Annotated in this window: 15 protein-coding genes; 10 read left to right on the top strand and 5 right to left on the bottom strand. The window is 52.9% G+C overall.

What is annotated here, in order from left to right; genetic code table 11:
• Nucleotides 1–686: 686 nt before the first annotated feature.
• From VLH40_01245 to VLH40_01210, 8 genes are all read left to right on the top strand, one after another.
• Nucleotides 687–1,700 (top strand): sugar ABC transporter substrate-binding protein, encoded by a 1,014-nt coding sequence (locus VLH40_01245; protein ID HSV30634.1) that lies wholly within the window; start codon nucleotides 687–689, stop codon nucleotides 1,698–1,700.
• A gap of 181 nt (nucleotides 1,701–1,881) precedes the next feature.
• Complete coding sequence (locus VLH40_01240) at nucleotides 1,882–3,405, top strand: sugar ABC transporter ATP-binding protein (protein ID HSV30633.1); 1,524 nt, start codon at nucleotides 1,882–1,884, stop codon at nucleotides 3,403–3,405.
• Entirely contained in the window at nucleotides 3,402–4,400 is a 999-nt protein-coding gene (locus VLH40_01235) for an ABC transporter permease (GenBank protein ID HSV30632.1), read from the top strand. The genes VLH40_01240 and VLH40_01235 overlap by 4 nt, the downstream gene beginning before the upstream one ends.
• Nucleotides 4,401–4,479: 79 nt before the next feature.
• Nucleotides 4,480–4,671, top strand: a complete 192-nt coding sequence (locus VLH40_01230) for a hypothetical protein (GenBank protein HSV30631.1) — start codon at nucleotides 4,480–4,482, stop codon at nucleotides 4,669–4,671.
• Nucleotides 4,650–5,612, top strand: a complete 963-nt coding sequence (locus VLH40_01225; GenBank protein HSV30630.1) for a hypothetical protein — start codon at nucleotides 4,650–4,652, stop codon at nucleotides 5,610–5,612. Before VLH40_01230 ends, VLH40_01225 begins: the two co-directional genes overlap by 22 nt.
• 51 nt (nucleotides 5,613–5,663) lie before the next feature.
• Nucleotides 5,664–6,836, top strand: a complete 1,173-nt coding sequence (locus VLH40_01220) for an amidohydrolase family protein (GenBank protein ID HSV30629.1) — start codon at nucleotides 5,664–5,666, stop codon at nucleotides 6,834–6,836.
• A gap of 81 nt (nucleotides 6,837–6,917) precedes the next feature.
• On the top strand, nucleotides 6,918–9,044 hold the full coding sequence (locus tag VLH40_01215; protein HSV30628.1) for an FAD-dependent oxidoreductase: 2,127 nt from the start codon (nucleotides 6,918–6,920) through the stop codon (nucleotides 9,042–9,044).
• 159 nt (nucleotides 9,045–9,203) lie between these two features.
• A complete protein-coding gene (locus VLH40_01210; protein ID HSV30627.1) occupies nucleotides 9,204–10,271 on the top strand; it encodes a Gfo/Idh/MocA family oxidoreductase in 1,068 nt (355 codons plus the stop codon).
• Nucleotides 10,272–10,350: 79 nt separating this feature from the next.
• On the opposite strand, the gene VLH40_01205 is transcribed toward VLH40_01210, so the two are convergent.
• From VLH40_01205 to VLH40_01195, 3 genes are all read right to left on the bottom strand, one after another.
• Nucleotides 10,351–10,719, bottom strand: a complete 369-nt coding sequence (locus VLH40_01205; GenBank protein ID HSV30626.1) for a group II intron maturase-specific domain-containing protein — start codon at nucleotides 10,717–10,719, stop codon at nucleotides 10,351–10,353.
• Nucleotides 10,720–10,729: 10 nt separating this feature from the next.
• Complete coding sequence (locus tag VLH40_01200; protein ID HSV30625.1) at nucleotides 10,730–12,337, bottom strand: IS1634 family transposase; 1,608 nt, start codon at nucleotides 12,335–12,337, stop codon at nucleotides 10,730–10,732.
• Nucleotides 12,338–12,761: 424 nt separating this feature from the next.
• Nucleotides 12,762–13,127 (bottom strand): hypothetical protein, encoded by a 366-nt coding sequence (locus tag VLH40_01195; protein ID HSV30624.1) that lies wholly within the window; start codon nucleotides 13,125–13,127, stop codon nucleotides 12,762–12,764.
• A gap of 961 nt (nucleotides 13,128–14,088) precedes the next feature.
• Here VLH40_01195 and VLH40_01190 point away from each other — a divergent pair.
• Nucleotides 14,089–15,219, top strand: a complete 1,131-nt coding sequence (locus VLH40_01190; protein ID HSV30623.1) for an aminopeptidase — start codon at nucleotides 14,089–14,091, stop codon at nucleotides 15,217–15,219.
• Here VLH40_01190 and VLH40_01185 read toward each other — a convergent pair.
• Both VLH40_01185 and VLH40_01180 read right to left on the bottom strand, forming a co-directional pair.
• Nucleotides 15,216–15,842, bottom strand: a complete 627-nt coding sequence (locus VLH40_01185) for an HAD-IA family hydrolase (GenBank protein HSV30622.1) — start codon at nucleotides 15,840–15,842, stop codon at nucleotides 15,216–15,218. The two genes, VLH40_01190 and VLH40_01185, sit on opposite strands and share 4 nt — an antisense overlap.
• Before the next feature lie 51 nt (nucleotides 15,843–15,893).
• Nucleotides 15,894–16,625 (bottom strand): SagB/ThcOx family dehydrogenase, encoded by a 732-nt coding sequence (locus VLH40_01180; protein HSV30621.1) that lies wholly within the window; start codon nucleotides 16,623–16,625, stop codon nucleotides 15,894–15,896.
• Between the two features lie 452 nt (nucleotides 16,626–17,077).
• Here VLH40_01180 and VLH40_01175 point away from each other — a divergent pair, with 452 nt between their 5' ends.
• Entirely contained in the window at nucleotides 17,078–17,329 is a 252-nt protein-coding gene (locus VLH40_01175; protein HSV30620.1) for a DUF2007 domain-containing protein, read from the top strand.
• Nucleotides 17,330–17,437 lie beyond the last annotated feature (108 nt).

The following is a 17,437-nucleotide window of genomic DNA, read 5'->3' as shown; positions in this document are numbered from 1 at the left end:
GGTCGTCAATAAGAACAAAAAAGCTGCTTAATATCTAAAACTGCAGACTGGACAGTTTATTTGCTCTATAACCGGATAATTCTATTTGTTGACAACAGATGGATTGACAATTGAGGCGTAATCGGTTTAGCTAACTTCTATTGGGAGGGGGGGCTATTAAACATGCCGACCCCGGGGTCACTATGATGGCCGATTCACATCTGGCGCACCCAATATTGCACACGCTCTGCCGGGCGGTGGAAGAGATCTCCAGGCCGCTTCACGCGAAAGGTGTCCAAGTGAAAAAAGCCCACTTTGGCAGAGATTCAGGCCTAGTCGGTGCCGCAGCGTTGACCATAGAACGGATATTCAGCTCGAAATTTTGATGTCTTTCGTCCGGACATGATTGAACGATAATCAGGCATGCAGGATGAGTTTGGGAAAGGAGGTGGTTGGCGACAACAAGGATTTACAGAGGATAGAGCTGAAGCGTCGGAAAGAGCTACACTCAAAGCTTGGGTATAGCCAAATGAAAACAGGTGGCGCATCCTCAGGTGAAGTTCAAGCATCACCAAGAAATCACTTCGATCCCCGAAGGGAGGATACGCCATGAAACAAACAAAGCACTCAAGTGGCGGATTATTTGGTATGAGAGAAACACTATTCAGATTGCTATTGAAAATTCCAGACAATCAGGAGGTAGGACAATGAGGAAATTGAGTTATTTACTCGTGGTCGCTATGGTGTTCGGTTTATCCATTCTTCCGGGAGTTGGGGCAATGGCCCAAGATTTAACTATCGGGGTCGTCATTCCTTATGAAATTGGATGGTTCAGTGCGTTTCGTGAAGGATTTGAGCTGATTGCCGACAAGGAAAACGTTAGGGTAACGTGGCAATACCACAACTACCAGGCAGACCAGGAAACGAACGCCATCCAGAATCTGATAGTCCTTGGTGTGGATGCGATCAACCTGACAGCTGTAACCCCCTCCAGTGCCGAATACTCCTGCCGACTGGCCAACGAAGCCGGAATTCCGATCCAGATCACTGAAAGTGGTATCGCCGAAGGATCAGGGAAACCGGTTGCCGATATTGATTTCGACTGGTTTGATGTCTACAATACCGTAGCGAACAGCCTGCGCAATGACTTGGAGGGCGATCTCTCGGTGGTGATGATCCAGGGTTTCGCTGGGACTCCCCCGGTCATGCAGGGTATCCAGGGATTCAAGGAGGCCATTCAAGAACTGGAAGGAATCGCCCTGGCCACAGACGTGCAATATGGGGATTATGCGACGGCACCTTCGCTGGATATTATGAAGACACTGGTCCAGGCAGGGCTTGAATTCAATGTCGCCATCGGAGCTTCCCAGGAAATAACCGAAGGCATCATCCAGGGACTGCGGGAAGAAAACGTGGACCTCGATGAAGTGGCCGTTGTCTCGGTCAATGGCGGACCGATGGACATCGAAAATCTCAGGAGAGGTTACCTCGACTTTGTCCTGAGCCTTTCCCCCGGTCTGCACGGCATGATTTGCGCCCAGAATTTGATCAATTACATGAAAGGTGAGCCATACCAGGAAAAGAGCTACTCTCCGATCGCATGGTGTACCCGGGACAACTGGGAAGAAATTTTGATTCCCTGGTACCTAGATGCCAGCTGGTTCCCGGTGGTTGAAGAATTTGTGAGGAGCGGTGAGTATAAGCCAGAGCTGCGTAGTTAGATGGTGCCAAACCCATGTGAAGGCGGATTTTTCCCACCTTCACATGGGTTTGGCGATGAACGATGGTTGTTTTGGTAGAAGAACTACCCCCTCGGCCAAGCGAGAGACCGGGAATCACAATTCTCCTCCCTCAAGGCCAGGAGAGGGTGGGGTGAGGGTTGAGAGAGGAGGTATGGTACAGATGGCACATGATGGGAATATCCTCACCACCGTTGCATTGTGCAAGAATTACCCTGGGGTTCGGGCACTCGATTCGGTGGATTTCGATCTTCGTTATGGAGAAGTTCACGCCTTGGTCGGCCAAAACGGAGCCGGGAAATCGACTCTGATCGAGATCATCGCCGGGTCGATCCGGCCGGATAGTGGGGCGATTGTTTACGAAGGATCCACCTATTCCTCATTTGATCCCTGGCAGTCAATCGATTTGGGAATCCAGACGGTTCACCAGGAAAACTTGCTGGTGGAGGAGCTTTCGGTGGCCGAAAACATGTTTCTGTACGACCTGCCGACCAGAAAGGGAGGATTCGTGCAGTATGGAGAATGTATCAGCTGTACGCAACAGCTGCTGCAGTCGTTGGGCATGAAAATCCCTCCCGAAAAGCGGGTGGCTCAACTCTCCTTCGTGGAGCAAAAATTGGTCAGCATCGCCCGGGCGTTTTCCCGTTCTTTGAAACTGTTGATCCTGGACGAACCGACCGCTTCGCTTGACGAGCAGGGAAAAAATATACTTTTCCAGGTGATCGAACGGCATAAAGCCAAAGGATTGAGTATCATCTATATCTCTCATAACCTCTACGAAATATTCGAAGTGTGTGACCGGGTTACTGTACTCAAGGATGGGAAGAAGGTTGCCACCCAACTGGTCAAAGAGGTGACGATGCGCGATGTGGTGAGGAATATGATCGGAAGTTCCCAGACGTCACTCTACAAACGGGACAAAAGCTCAGCTCCAGTCAAGGGAATCGAGGTGTTGAGGGTAGAAAACTATTGCCGGCAGGAACGGGTCCGAAATGTGTCCTTCCAGGTCAGGAAGGGCGAGATCTTTGGACTGGCCGGTTTGGTCGGTTCCGGGCGAACCGAGTTGGCCCGTTTGCTTTTCGGAATAGACCAGAAGGATGCCGGCCGGCTTTTCTTTCACGAGAAGGAGATTACCCTCCAGAATCCCTCTGATGCCATTAGGAAGGGTATTGGGTATCTTACCGAAGACCGTAAAGGTGACGGATTATTGTTAAGCCGCCCGATCGTGGAAAACGTCAGCCTGGTTTCGCTGGCCAAGGTACATCAGTTTCTCCTGACTCTCCCCTGGGAACGCCGTGAGGTCGATGCCTTATCCAAGCAGATGAATATTAAGACCCCTTCCATCGATCAGTTGGTCGTCAATCTCAGTGGTGGGAACCAGCAAAAGGTGGTTATTGCCAAGTGGCTGCTGGCCGATTCAGAGGTCTTGATCATTGATGAGCCGACGGTGGGGGTGGACGTGGGAGCCAAGGTGGAAATCTACCGGATGATCGAACAATTGGCCGGACAGGGGAAAAGTATCGTGATGATTTCATCGGACAATCCCGAGCTGATGGCGGTGTGCGACCGGGTTGGGGTGATGCGTAACGGTGAACTGATCGTTATCCTGGAAGGAGACGAAATGACCGAAGAGAATATTCTACACTATGCGATGGGTGTGTACGAAGAAATGGAGGTGCCGGGATGAAGAGTGTCGGTTCATTCTTCACGGGGAAAGGCTCAGCCGGTCAATCCTATGTTCTCATTTTTCTGATCCTGGTCATCGTGGTCATCGCCACCGTAGTCAATCACCGCTTTGTCCATCCCCGGAACATCATTAATATCTTTCAGCAAATAGCCGTATTAGGCATTGTGGCCAGCGGAGTGGGAATGCTATTGGTCTCGGGGCACGTCGACATTTCGGTCGGATCCCAGGTTTCGCTGATGGGTGCCATCTTTGCCATGGCGATTCAAAGGATGATGGCATTGCCCGAAGGTAATGTGGAACCGTGGCGCCAAGCCCTCACCTACCCGGTCGCGATCGCACTGACCTGTGGGGTGGGGTTGGCAATAGGCCTGGCCAACGGTATCACGGTGGTCAAATCAAGGGCTTCTTCATTTATCATTTCTCTGGGCTTCATGTCGGCCTATTCCAGCTTGGCACTCTTGGTCACCGGCGGTGCTTCCTATATGCTGTTCGGACGTTTTGAATTACTGGGGAGAGGACGGATTTTCCATTACTTGCCAATTTCCATCCTCTTTTTTTTAGGGATAGTGGTCATCGCCCACATCATTTTGAAATATTTCCGGTATGGTCGGTTTTTGTATGCCATCGGCAGCAACCGCAAGGCAGCCTTTGTGTCGGGGATCAATACCGACCGGATCATCATCAAGGGTTATATCATGATGGGCTTGTTAAACGCCCTGGCCGCCATCATCCTCATCTCCCGGGTGGGGACGGCCCTGGCCACGACTGGTGATGACTATGCTTTGGATGCCCTGGCCTCGGTTATCGTCGGCGGAGTGGCCCTGACCGGTGGAAAAGGAGGTGCTTTGAACATATTCCTCGGGGTGGTGCTGATTGGATTGATCGGCAATGCGCTGATCATCATGAACGTCAACCCTCACATCCGGGGTTTGGTTATCGGCTTGATCATCATCATTGCGGTATCGCTCAGTCAACTCTCGGAGCGGCAGTCTTGACCTATGAACGATTCAAGGGTCATAATCCGAAGTTCACGGTTCAAGGCTGGAAAAAGATTAACAAGAGGTTGGGTAAAGATTGGACGGGCAGGTTGCTGCCCAACACCGTTCACGGATCGTGGCTTTCGGAGAACCCCTCGGTCATCAGGGCACCAAGTATGAAAAGGCGGTCGAGGGTGTAGATGTAGGGTTTCTGGTTTTGACCCTTCTCACGACTCCCGACTCATTGCTTTTACAGAGGAGGTTGCAATGGAAAAACGAACGTTATTGAATACGATCAAGGGTTCGAAATTTGAAGGGTTTTTCCCTGAACAATGGGACCTGGAGCGGATCGATTGGTGCTGCAGCCGGGACCCGCAAGAAGTATATACCAGAGAGAACTGGTGGCATCAGGATTTTCAGCCGGTGAGTTGTCCGACCTTGGATGACTTCAACGTGATGATGGGTCATGAAATTGCCTGTCAAATCAAGGAGACCAAAGACGAAGGACGGGAACTCGCGTTGGTTTTCTCGGTGGGTCCCATGGGGATGTACCGCTGGACGGCGGAGTTTCTCAAGCGTTGGAAGGTGGACGGTAAACATGTTCATGGGTTTAACATGGATGAGTGGAGTGACGCGGAGGGGAACACGCTGCCGCCTGATGATCCTGGGTCCTTTCGAAATGCCATGGAGTCTGCCTTGTACGGTCCATTGGGAGAATTGACCGTACCCGTACCGCAACGTCATTTCGCTACCCGTGAAGAGCTACCAACCTATGCGGACCGGATTGGGGAACTCAGGGCCAAGGGAGCGAAATTCGTAGTGATTTACGGGATCGGCTGGGTATTTCACATCGCCTTTTGGGAACCACATTTCGCTGAAGATTACACCACGATGGAAGAATGGTCGGCAGCTACCCACCGTCAAGCAGCCCGTCTTCATCCCTTGACTGTCATACAGAATTCCATCACCAGTTTCAGGAGCCGCATCACACTGGTTCCAGCCAGGGCTAATACGATCGGGCCGGGTATCTTTTTGAAGGCCGATTATACCATCGGCGGGGTGGATGGGTATCTTCCCTGCCGGAACATGATGTACCAGGCCCAGGCACTGTGGGTGACGCTCAAATATGGGCCTGATATGTGGATTCCTTCCTCGGTGATGCCCGGGTTGCCGGGAAAGCTGTTCTTTGTCGAACCGCTGGCTGGTCCCCTGGTCCCAGAAGTGAATTAGACCGATCGTTACAGCATGGAATACGATCTTTTGCTCATGGGGGGAAGGGTGGTGGCCGAGACCAGGACCCTTCCTCGGGGTTATGTTGCGACATGCGGGAACCGAATCGCTTCAATTGGCGAGGACTGGAGATCGATCCGGGCTGATGAAACAATCGATGTGTCCGGCCTCGATATCATCCCCGGCTTGATCGATATGCACACCCATGGAATAGATACCGTGAGTTTCATGGAGAGTGATGAAGAAGAGTGCCTGTGGTCACTCCAGCGTTACGCGGTATTCGGGGTGACCAAGGTGGTTGCTTCCACCATATCGAACCCCCTCAAGGTCATCACCGGCCAATTACAGCGATTACGCCGGGTAAAAGAAAAAGCAGGGACAGGTGCATTGCTCCATGGAGTTCATGTGGAGGGTCCTTGGCTGGCTCCACGCTGCCGGGGGGGACATCCATTGGAATATCTACGGGTACCGGATCCGGATGAGATCAGGTTGTTATTGGACGAGGCCGGGGATCTCATCGTGACTCTCACCTACGCGCCGGAACTACCCAATGCCCTCTGGTTGACAGAGGAATTGGCCCGGCGGAGGATCCTGCCGGTCGTCGGTCATACGGAAGCCAGTTTCGAACAGACGGAGCAAGTAATCTTGGCCGGGGCCAGGCATGTCACCCATCTGTTCGATGCCACGCTTGGATTCAAGGAAAATCCCGAAGAAGCCTTGGTGATGCTTCCGGGGATGGAAACAGCGGCTTTACTGTATGACCAGGTGAGTGTCGAATTGATCGGGTGTCCTATCCATGTTCCCCGTCCCTTTTTCAGATTCGTCAATAAGGTCAAGCCCAGGGAAAAGAAAATCGTGGTGACCGATTCCCTGGTAGGGACAGGTAAGCCGGAGGGGACGGTCTTTACCTCCAGTGATGGCTGGCGAGTCCGGGTCTCTGAAGGGGTTATCCGTATGGTCAATGATGATCCAGCGATCGATGGCAACTTGACCGGAAGTGCGGTGACCATGAACCGGGCCGTTCAAAGGGTACGGGAATACGCGGAAATCACACTGGAAGAAGCGTTGATGTGGGGAACTCTCAATCCGGCCCGTGCCCTGGGGATCGACCGTTTGACCGGGAGTATTGCCGTAGGAAAAGATGCTGACTTGGCCGTGATCGACCAGCATTTTGATGTCCACTTCACCATCGTCCAGGGGCGGGTGGTTCACGGCAGAACGTGACAGAACCATTTCGCGATCCTCCGGCCTCCCAGGGGAGAGACTGGGGATCTCATGGAATAGACGATTGAGGAGGTCAATACCGTGTCTGATTTTACCCATTTATTCGAACCCATCATGATCGGACCCGTTGAGGTACCCAACCGGGTATGTCATGTACCGACCGATATCAGTTCATCTCATGTGGACGGATCGGTCAGCAGTAGAGATATCTATCACCACGCCACCATCGCCAAGGGTGGGACGGGTTTGATTATCGTAGGTGCCACATCTCCTCAGGGGATGACCGGCCGTTCCACGGTGGCCTGCCTGGTGGCGGATGATGATTCATACATCCCGGGTTTAGCCAGGTTGGCCGAAACGATGCATCGATACGGTGCCAAGTGCGCTGTTCAGCTGCAGCATCCCGGCCGGCAGGCCTCACTTCCCCGTGAGGGGAAATTTGCCTCAACCGATATGGTCTTGAACCTGCCCTGGTCGCAGAGCAGGCCCATTGCGTATGCCAGCGAAGAAGAGGGGCTCCTCAAAAAGACCATCAGAGTACTGACTACCGATGAAGTCCTGGAATTGGTGGACCCGTTCGCCGAAGCGGCTTGGCGGATAAAACAAGCGGGATTTGATGCAGTGGAACTCCATGCAGCGCATGGATACCTTCTGTCGGAATTCATGAGTCCCTACCTCAATCGGCGGGGGGACCGGTTCGGCGGGAGTTTTGACAACCGGATGCGATTTCCCCTGGCTATTGTCGATGCGATCCACCGGAAATGTGGACGGGACTTCCCGGTGTTGATCCGGTATTCGGTTGACGAGTGGGTTCCGGGAGGCCGAGAACTCGAAGAATCGGTGAAGGTCGCCGAGGTGTTTGAGGAGGCTGGAGTGGCGGCTCTCGACCTGAGCCAGTGTATCCAGGAAAGTCCAGGGGCCGGTTTTGATCCCATGTATTATCCTGAAGGTTGGACTATCTATGCCTCGGAAGCCATCAAGAAGAAGGTCGGGATCCCGGTGATCAACAGCCATACCCTGCGGAACCCTGAGTATTGCGAAGCGATTTTGAAAGAGGGAAAGACAGACATGGTGGGTCTTTCCCGGCAACTCCTGGCAGACCCCTACTGGCCAATCAAGGCCAAGCATGGGAATACCCGGGCCATCCGGCGTTGCATCTCGTGCTTGACCGGTTGCTGGCAGGAGTCCCTGATGGCCAAAAAAGAAATCGCCTGTGCCATCAACCCGGCCTGTGGTAACCAAGACCTGGAGATCAGGCAACCGGTTGCAGAAAAACTTGACATTGCGGTGGTGGGAGGTGGTCCGGCTGGAATGGAGGCGGCCAGACACGCTGCTGAACGGGGGCATCGGGTCACCGTATTTGAAAAGACCAACGAGTTGGGTGGAGCCATCCTGGGGTGCTGCCTGGTTCCGGGGAAAGCCAAAATGAAATGGTATGCTGACTGGATCAGGCAGGAGATCAATGACCTCGGAGTTGATGTCAGGTTGAATACGGTACCGGCAGCGAACGATCTCTTTTCCTTTGACGTGGTGGTCAATGCCACCGGAGCCAGTTCCTTTGTACCGAAGGTGCTGGGAGAGTCGGAAAGGGTCATCCCTTTCGAGCGGGTACTGGTGTGTCCCAAGGCGAGCTGCGAGCATCACCCCCAAGACGGCAGAAAGCCGGTCAAGCTCGATGGGAACAAGGTGATTGTTTGGGGTGATCACTATCCGGCGGCAGATACCGCGGCCTACCTGGCTTCGCTGGGAAAAGAGATCACGATCATCACCCCGCATAGACAATTTGGATCCAATATCGAAGTAATCCATATGTACGTCCTGCGGAAATGGTTTCAGCAGCGGGATGCGGAGGCGCTCAATTCGAAGCCGTTCAAATACCCGGTTACCGTCCTTACCCAAGCGGCCATCGTCCAAATCGGTGTACATGAAGTGATCCTATTACGTGGTCAGGAACAAGAAATAGTACCCTATGACCATATTGTGACCTGCTGGGTCAGACCGAATACGGAATTGCTTGATCAACTCCGGGCTCAGTCGGTACCCTTCGTCAATGCAGGCGATTCCAAGAAACCCAGGAATCTCCATGCAGCGGTCAGGGAAGGTGCCTGGGCCGGCTTGGTTATCGAAGAAAACCGGTTTGTCAATCCCAACGCAGTGCTGGTGAACGACTTGCCCCTGGATATGGCCCGGCAGTTACGGAAACGGTGATCTCAAGAGAAAGATGGGAACTGAGGCAATGCAAGGTTCGGCCTGATCATTCACGACAGTATATATGAACGAAAACACCCTCTCCCGGTACTAAGAGAGGGTGGGGTGAGATTGACACCCATCTCGCTATTCACTGCATTGAGAGGGAGGTAAGTTAAAGTGGCTTTGAAAACGTTAGTGGTTGGAACCGGAGGAATGGGAGCATCGCACGCCCTGGCTTATAGAGACCTTCCTGGTTTCGAGATTGTCGGGTTTGTGGTGGCCAAGCGGATCGATCGTGCCCGGGAATTGGCTTCCCGTCTGAATTTATCCATCCCCGTGTTCACCGATTATTATGAATCCCTGGATGTAACCCGACCTGACGTGGTGTCAATTAATACCTATGCGGATACCCATGCGGATTATTCCATCGAGGCGATGAGCCGGGGATGCCACATATTCATGGAAAAACCGATGGCTCAGACGGTCCAGGATGCGGAACGGGTGGTTGAGGCTGCCCGAAAGACCAACCGCAAAGTGGTCATCGGGTATATTTTACGCCATCATCCAGCTTGGATCCAGTTTATCGATTCGGTCCGGCAGATCGGAAAACCCCTGGTCATGCGCATGAACCTCAACCAGCAGAGCTTTGGGCCTGAATGGAACGTACACAAGGAATTCATCCGCCGGATGCCCCCTCTGGTCGATTGCGGAGTGCATTATATCGACGTCATGTGCCAGATGACCAGGGCTAAACCGACACGAGTCCATGGGATTGCGGCCCGCTTGACCGAAGAGATTCCGGCCGGAACCCACAACTACGGGGCACTCCAGATTGTTTTCGATGACGATTCAGTAGGTTGGTACGAAGTGGGCTGGGGACCGATGATCAGTCGGTCTGCTTTTTTTGTGAAGGATGTCTATGGTCCTAAGGGATCAGTCAGCATCGAAAAGGAAACCTGGAACATCGATCCTTCAGATCTGTCCAAGCATACCGAGGTGAACACCATCGTTATCCATTCCAGCGAGACCGATGTCCAGGGTAACCGGGTGAAGGAAGACCGCTTCATCAAGGTTGAGGATGAACCAAGCCACGATGAACTATGTCGGCGTGAACAGGAATACCTTTACCGGGTCATCACCGAAGACATCGACCTGACTGAACACCTGGAGGATGCGGTAAACAGCATGAAGGTCTGTTATGCGGCAGTCGAGTCTTACGAAACCGGACAGGTGATTCATCTCTGAAAATAATGGTGACCCGGTTTCTCAGGGTAATGAAAGACGATGGATTAGGATAGGGGGCGGCTTATAGCCGCCGACCCTCCTATACCACCGTACAAGCCGGTCTGGCATACGGCGGTTCGCCAGAATTAACGTATTTCGAGTATCTTTGGGTCAGATCCACCAGTCCCAGTTTCATTAAATGCTCATTAGTCAAGGTAATACTCAGGATAGGGCTATGGGAGATTCTCCAGTAGCCTTTCCTTGTATTGGCAAATTCCCATGCTTTGTTGTTGTCCATCCCTAGTTTAACCAGGTGGTCATGTCTGGTTCTGATTTTGCACCATTGCTTCCAGATGCACATGCGTACTCTGCGCCGCATCCACTCGTCCAGCTTGCGGACCAGGCCTTTCATGTCCGCCAGTCCGAAATAATTTACCCAGCCGATGACCGCGCGCTTTAAATCCTGCATTCCCGCCGACTCATAACGAGGTTGGCGGCTCTACGCCGAGGGCAACATAGATGTCCTTCTGCTTCTCAAGAAGCTCTCCGACCCGTAGGGCTTGCCCCGGTGCGGTAAAGCATTCGATGATGTCGAGTTTGTCCAAGGCCCCTTGGAGAGCGTATTGCTTAAATAGACCTGTGTCTTGCATCCGTTTTTTGATATAGGAGAGGTAAATCAAGGCCACAAATTCAACAAAGAGTTTTCCGTCGAGGCTTTGTTCTGAAGAGACCAGCGTGCGCCGCAGGTTCAGTCGTTCCTTGAGATTGCCAAAGGCCTTCTCTACTAAGTCCTTGTTGCGATAGAGTTCCAGCGCAGTGACAGCATTCATGGTTTCATTGGTGATGAGCACGAAATAGCCGAAGTAGCGTTTGGCTTGTCGTACAGCTTCTTCTTTGATGATAACTTTGGTGCCGCGTATTGGGGTTGTCTGCACCTCGAAGTATTTCCTGTACTGGTTCTCGTGCTCGGGAATTCGTCTCTCTGACTCCAGTTCGTGGCGCAATTCCATCAGCTGTCGATCAAAAGCCTTTTCCTTTTCCGCCGCTTTGTCGATGTTGTAGTAGTAATGCAAGTAGACACGGCGGGATTCCGATATGGCGTCCCCTTTATACGGCCGTTTTTGGGTGTAATGCCACTTAGTCTGGATAGTCCGACAGTAGAGCTGGTATGTATCGTTGTAGACTTCAAAGCTACGGAAATTTTCATAGATGCTCTCTAGTTCCCTGCGGATCCAAGCCCCGGACATCTTGCTGGCGATGAGAAATTTAATATGCTCCTTGAAAAGGGCATTGAGATTCTCTTCGCTATAGAAGCCTCGGTCCATCACCAGCTTAACTTTCGTAAACCCGAGCGTCTCTAGATCGGCCAAAAGATGTTTGACAGTTTTAGTGTCGGGGATGTTCCCCGCTAGCTTCCGGTAGTAAAACGGGAGGTTAGAGGTCTCGCCGAACACTAGCGCCAAATTGAACTGGGGGAGCGAGTCGCCTTCCTTGTTGTTGCCGTATTGAACTTGGCGTAAGGCTCCCGAGTAGCTGGAGAACGAAGTGATGTCGTAAGCCCAATACTCTTTCTCGCTACGGCGCCTGCCTTGAAGTCGGAAGAACTGGTGTTTTATCTCCTCGGTAATAGAGGCAAACAGGCCGCTGCTTCGCTGCGAAGTAATGGTTTTACCATAGGGGTGGTGGTGTAAATGTCCCCATTTTTCAAACCGGTATAGCGGATTATGGTCTTCCAAGACCAAGTAATAGATGATGGACAGCATCTGCCGATAAGTTTGTGGGAAACACAGTTTTAAGTCCTCGGTGATGCCCAGTTTTTCGCCAATGGCATCCAAGAGATAAGTGGCACCGTAGAAAGACCGGGTTACTTTCTCTGCAGGCACTGGCCCCCTCTTGGCAGCGGCAACAGCTTGCTCCTTCCGGCCTCTGCCGTCTGTCGGCACGACTTCACCAGTCTTCTCATCTACCCTGCCAATCAGCCGCCTCCTAGACCGAGACTGCTGCTTCTCCTTGTCCCAATAGGAGAAGGATTCGTAGATGTAGGTGATTCCGGAGCGTGTGTCCTTTTGCCGAATGATAGCAACCACACAGCCACCTCCTCGTTATGTATAGTCTATCACATAACGAGGGAACATGCAAGCAGGAAATGCTCAAGATGCAGGTGCTTCAACGACTTTCGGACTATCCTACAACCGACTCGTTAGGTGTTAGCGGGAATGCAGGATGGCATGGAAAGCGTAAGAAATCAAGCTATATGTGTCTGAGTAGCACTAGTTTAGTTGATGGAAACTAAAACCGCAGGTCCTATCAGACGCCATATTTGTCCTCTCGTTAAAAAAAATCTGGTTCGGCACTGAAGAAGATTAGAGCGAAAAGCATTGATTCTATTTTATAGTACAACGGAAAGACAAAACAAACAACCGAATTGCATTTTGTCGTCGGACAGTGATCATGTCCCCCCCGTAGAACGAAGGGGTGATCTACCTGACGGGAAAATGATCATATTGACAATTATTCGATGACGAGACGTGAGGCAAGGTCGCCAAACCTGCTACACTCCGCCCAGACCTCCAGGGTGTCTCCTGGTTCCGCGTCAATGATCAGGTACTGCACTACCTGTTCCCCGGCACTGAATTGCGAGAGCATCTTCTGTTCGATAATTGTTGCCCCGTTGAGAAAAACATATACTTCTTCGATGTAGTGATCAGCCGGATCTCCGACCGAGTGGAGAATGTTGACAAGCAGGATCTTTGTTCCCGTGTCAAAGGCCAGATTAATGGTTGAAGGGGGATGCGCGGACGCTGGGTAAGCGAGGAAAAGGACCAGGAGCAACAGCAGGATGGAGACTACAGAAGCGAGTCGCATGAATCGATTCACGTAAGACACCTCCCAGGTTATGAGAAATCGCTGCTTAAGCAGCAAGAATCAACACGGAAGAAAATTATTCCCGTGGCTTGACCTTCCATCCGGCTGGACCGGGCAGGACTCCATGATCGGCCCCCCAAACCAGACTGTGACCAGGACCCTGCTACTAAGGCAAAAAGTGTCCGGAGAAAGAGGGCGTCATCGGTTTCGGGGAGGATTGACGATTCCCGGACGATGGTGACCCAAGCTCGATCGGCGGGCATCTCCCCACCGGGGGTCTTTCGACCAGGAAAGAGCCGCTATGTCTGGGGAGATCGATATTGGACACCGGGAGGACAGTTCCCTGGATAGGCCTTTCCTCCAACCCACTCCCTCTCCCCGGAAAACCGTCCCCCTTGCTCTCCCTTTCGAAAAGGAGGTAGGGAGATTTGATCTTTGATTCCACTGCCATAAGTAATTTTGCTGCAAAACAACGAAGGAAGCCCGGGCCTGAGTTGCCTGAATCAGCCGCCGCAATCACCGCATTTTCGAAGTAAAAAGGCCAAGGACGGCCTTTTCAGCATTACTGCAACCGGACGTGGTCTGATGCGTGCGGGAAAATGCCAGATGAGGCGGGGCTGATGGCAACGCGGCCTTGCTGAAATGAGTTTTTGCAGTAAAATTATTTTTATATTTTACATGATTTAACTCACCGGCTCGAATTTTTTACTGTGACGTGGTAAAGTACCTGGCTCGACGGTGGTGAGGTGGGTTGATGAGAGAAGACAGGCGACCGGAGACAGCGCATAGACCGCTTGAAGCAGGGCGAGGCCGCGGTGAGAGGGAAAAACTTTTGGAGTCACCCTTGCGCCCGCTACCGGCATCGGAACATGAAATATCGCTGACCTGACCACCCGGAGAAGTTGCGATTCCACCGATCACGGTTCACTGTTCACCGATCATGTACTTTTTAAAAAAAAAGGGGGGGGAAGAAATGAGTGATTCCCGTTTGGGAAAACTGGCCGAAGTGCTGGTGACCTACTCGACGGAAGTTAAGCCCGGAGAACGGGTCTTTATCATGTCCGAGGACGCGGCGATTCCGTATATCGAGGAAGTGGCGATGCGAGCGATCCGGGCCGGTGCGGTGGTGGAGACCGTGGTTTCTCTTGAGGCGGTGTTCCGGGCTCGCTTGCGGGAGGCTTCAGAAGAGGCGTTGGATCAGAAGAACCTGATTTTTTCCACTGTCATTGAGCATGCCGATGTGTTTCTGTCCGCCTGGGGAGGATGGAATACCCGGGCCCGGATGCATCTGGAACCGGATCGGATCCGACGAGCCCTGCGCGCCGATGCGGAAACCCGGCGCATGTTTTCCGAACGGATGGGGAATGGGAGGATCCGCTGGTGCGGAACGCAGTACCCGACCCATGCCGATGGGCAGGAAGCAGGGATGAGCCTTGAGGAATACCAGGACTTCGTCTATACTGCCGGGATGCTCGACCAGCCTGACCCGGTGGCGGCCTGGAAAGACCTGGCGGCGAAGCAGGAACGCTGGGTCAGATATCTCAACAGGAAGAGCGAACTGCATATCGTGAGTGCGGGGACCGATATCCGGGTGGGCATCGGGGGACGGAGGTGGATCAATTGCTGTGGAAAGGTCAATTTCCCCGATGGAGAAATTTTCACCTCACCGGTGGAAGACCGGGTGGAGGGGATGATACGGTTCAATTTCCCCGGGATTTTTCAGGGACGGGAAATCGAGGGGATTGAACTCGAGGTAAAGCAGGGGAAAATCGTTCGGGCCGGTGCGGTAAAGGGTGAGGAACTCCTCCGCTCGCTCCTCGGGACCGATGCCGGTTCAGCGCTCTTCGGGGAAGTTGCCATCGGGACGAACGAGAACATCACCCGTTTCACCCGAAACATGCTTTTTGACGAAAAAATCGGGGGTACGGTCCATATGGCGGTTGGTGACTCGATGATAGAGGCGGGTGGGAAAAACCGCTCCTCGCTCCATTGGGACATGCTCTGTGACATGAGAGACGGTGGAAGGATATACGCCGACGGCGAACTCTTCCACCAGGACGGACTTTTCCGGGAAGACGTGTTGGGCGGCATCGGATACAATTAAAAGAGCAGCGCCGCCAGTTCGGTGAGGTTTGTCACGCTGAAGTCAACCCGGAGGTCTTCTGGCGCGATGGTACCGATATAACAGGTGGGCAGGCCGGCGGCCCGGGCCGCCTGGATATCGATTGCCCGGTCGCCTACGGTCAGGGTGGTCCGGGGGGTGAGGCCATATCGCGCGACAAGATGGAGAAACCCTTCCGGTGAAGGCTTGCGGGGGAACCCGTCATCACCGGATACGAGAGCGGTAAACAGGCCCACCATCCGGTGATTTTCCAAAAGGATTTGGGTGAGAGCTTTTTCCTTGTGAGTCAGAATGAAATTTCTCCCTCCCGCCCCGGCGACTGCCGCACAGATTTTTCCAGCTCCGGGGAAGGGTTGTGCCAGTGCCATTTGGAGTGGATTCTTGAGTCTATCATAAGCGTCGCGCAGGATTTCCGCCCGGATGGCCAAACGCTTCGCGTAGCTCTCGATCGCGTGCTGGAGAGTGATTTTCAGGTGATTGGCTATCTCCTCCTGCGGGCAGTCATGACCCAATTGCTGCAAGGCATAGCGAAGCGCCCGGCTCATTGCCGGATAAGTGTCGAAGAGGGTTCCATCGAAGTCCCAGATCAGGTCACGAAACCGCATAGTAGTGGATATATGTGTCAACGCGAGCAGGCATGGATGCGGCGATCCTGCTCAGTGCGTCGGATAGCCGACTGTGCTCATATACAGGACGCTTTCCTCGTGTCCATCGACCCCGACCAGATCGTTTACCTCACTGTCGAACAGCGCCCCTATCTGGCAGGTTCCCAGGTCGAGGGCGCAGGCGGCTAAGGCCAGGTTCTGCGCGCTGTGCCCGGCGTCGAGATACACATACCGGTAGGCCCGTTCCCCGTATTTCCAGCGGGACCGTCCAAAGACCGCCGTCCAGATAAAAACGGCTCCCGCTTGCCGGAGCATTTCCTGGCCCAGGCCCGCGTTTGAGAGGGCCTGGCGGAAGTCACCCCTTCGAATTTCCGACAAACGGTGTTCCCGAACCGAGTAATGGTACACTCCTGAGGGAAGATCGGCCACCCGGTTGGCGACGAGATAGGTCTCGAGGGGATAGAGCGCCCCGGCAGAAGGAACGGTACGGAATCCATGCCCTCCCGACTGGCGCAGCAGTCCGTTCGTCGCCCAGAGCAGATAAGACACCTGGGCCAGGAACAGGGGCCGGTCAAGATATTCCCGTACGCTCATCCGTTTTCTGAGAACCGTGTCAAGGGAGTTCTGAGCGGGAGAACCGGGAGGGGGCAGTTCGACCACCGGGTGGGAAGGATAGACCTTGTAAGTTCCGGGAGGAGAAGAAAGAGCACGCATAGCCGGCCGCGTTGAAGTTCGTGAGTATTTGGTCTTTTCCTGAAAAATCTCCCCGACCTGTTCATTCATTTGGATCAACTCCTTTTCCGAGGCCGTGATGCTTCCTGGCCAACCATAAACGATGATTAATCATACCCGGTTTGCAGGGTTTTCGGCAACAGATTGTTGGTGTGTTGTGAACCTTTTCCAAGGATGTCCATTACTGTTTAATGAAAAATGAAAAGGTGATTCCACTGTAATAAGTAATTTTGCTGCAAAACAACGAAGGAAGCCCGGGCCTGAGCTGCCTAGATCAGCCGCCGAAATCACCGCATTTTCGAAGTAAAAAGGCCAAGGATGGCTTTTTAGCAGCACTGTAACCGGACGTGGTCTGATGCGTGCCAGAAAATGCCAGATGAGGTGGGGCTGATGGCAACGGGGCCTCGCTGAAATGAGTTTTTGCAGCAAAATCAAAGGTATAATAAGATGAACCTGAGAGGGAATGCCCTTTCTTCGATGGAATTTTACAGGGGGTTGAATTTATGAAATACCGTTCGATCATTACGGTTTCACACCGGATGGAAGCGGAACTGATCAAGGGGCACCTTGAGGCCGAGGGAGTTTTGGTCCTCCTTAGACCGTCGACAGAGCCTTATGGTGGAGAGGCATTTTTTGGAGATGCAGGCCCGCTCGAAATTCTGGTTCCCGAAGACCAGGCGGAGCGGGCCAGCAGTGTCATCAATGATGTCCTTGGCGCCACTTCGGAAGATGAAGACGATCATGCGGAAATTTGATGACCGGTTTAAGGTGCCACACTCGATGTCCGGTATTGCCTGGTTATATTGATGGTCATTGCAGCGCAAGCAGAAGAGGTATGTGGCCTACTCGGCGCCGGCTCAATT

The organism is Atribacteraceae bacterium (assembly GCA_035477455.1).
GTDB lineage: Bacteria > Atribacterota > Atribacteria > Atribacterales > Atribacteraceae > DATIKP01.
Note: the sequence above shows the minus strand (reverse complement) of the source record. Positions and strands in the feature narration are given on the sequence as shown.

Coding starts and splice junctions, on each gene's coding strand:
- VLH40_01245 (HSV30634.1), top strand. CDS start 687: ATGAGGAAATTGAGTTATTTACTCGTGGTCGCTATGGTGTTCGGTTTA.
- VLH40_01240 (HSV30633.1), top strand. CDS start 1,882: ATGGCACATGATGGGAATATCCTCACCACCGTTGCATTGTGCAAGAAT.
- VLH40_01235 (HSV30632.1), top strand. CDS start 3,402: ATGAAGAGTGTCGGTTCATTCTTCACGGGGAAAGGCTCAGCCGGTCAA.
- VLH40_01225 (HSV30630.1), top strand. CDS start 4,650: ATGGAAAAACGAACGTTATTGAATACGATCAAGGGTTCGAAATTTGAA.
- VLH40_01205 (HSV30626.1), bottom strand. CDS start 10,719: ATGCAGGATTTAAAGCGCGCGGTCATCGGCTGGGTAAATTATTTCGGA.
- VLH40_01190 (HSV30623.1), top strand. CDS start 14,089: ATGAGTGATTCCCGTTTGGGAAAACTGGCCGAAGTGCTGGTGACCTAC.
- VLH40_01185 (HSV30622.1), bottom strand. CDS start 15,842: ATGCGGTTTCGTGACCTGATCTGGGACTTCGATGGAACCCTCTTCGAC.
- VLH40_01180 (HSV30621.1), bottom strand. CDS start 16,625: ATGAATGAACAGGTCGGGGAGATTTTTCAGGAAAAGACCAAATACTCA.
- VLH40_01175 (HSV30620.1), top strand. CDS start 17,078: ATGAAATACCGTTCGATCATTACGGTTTCACACCGGATGGAAGCGGAA.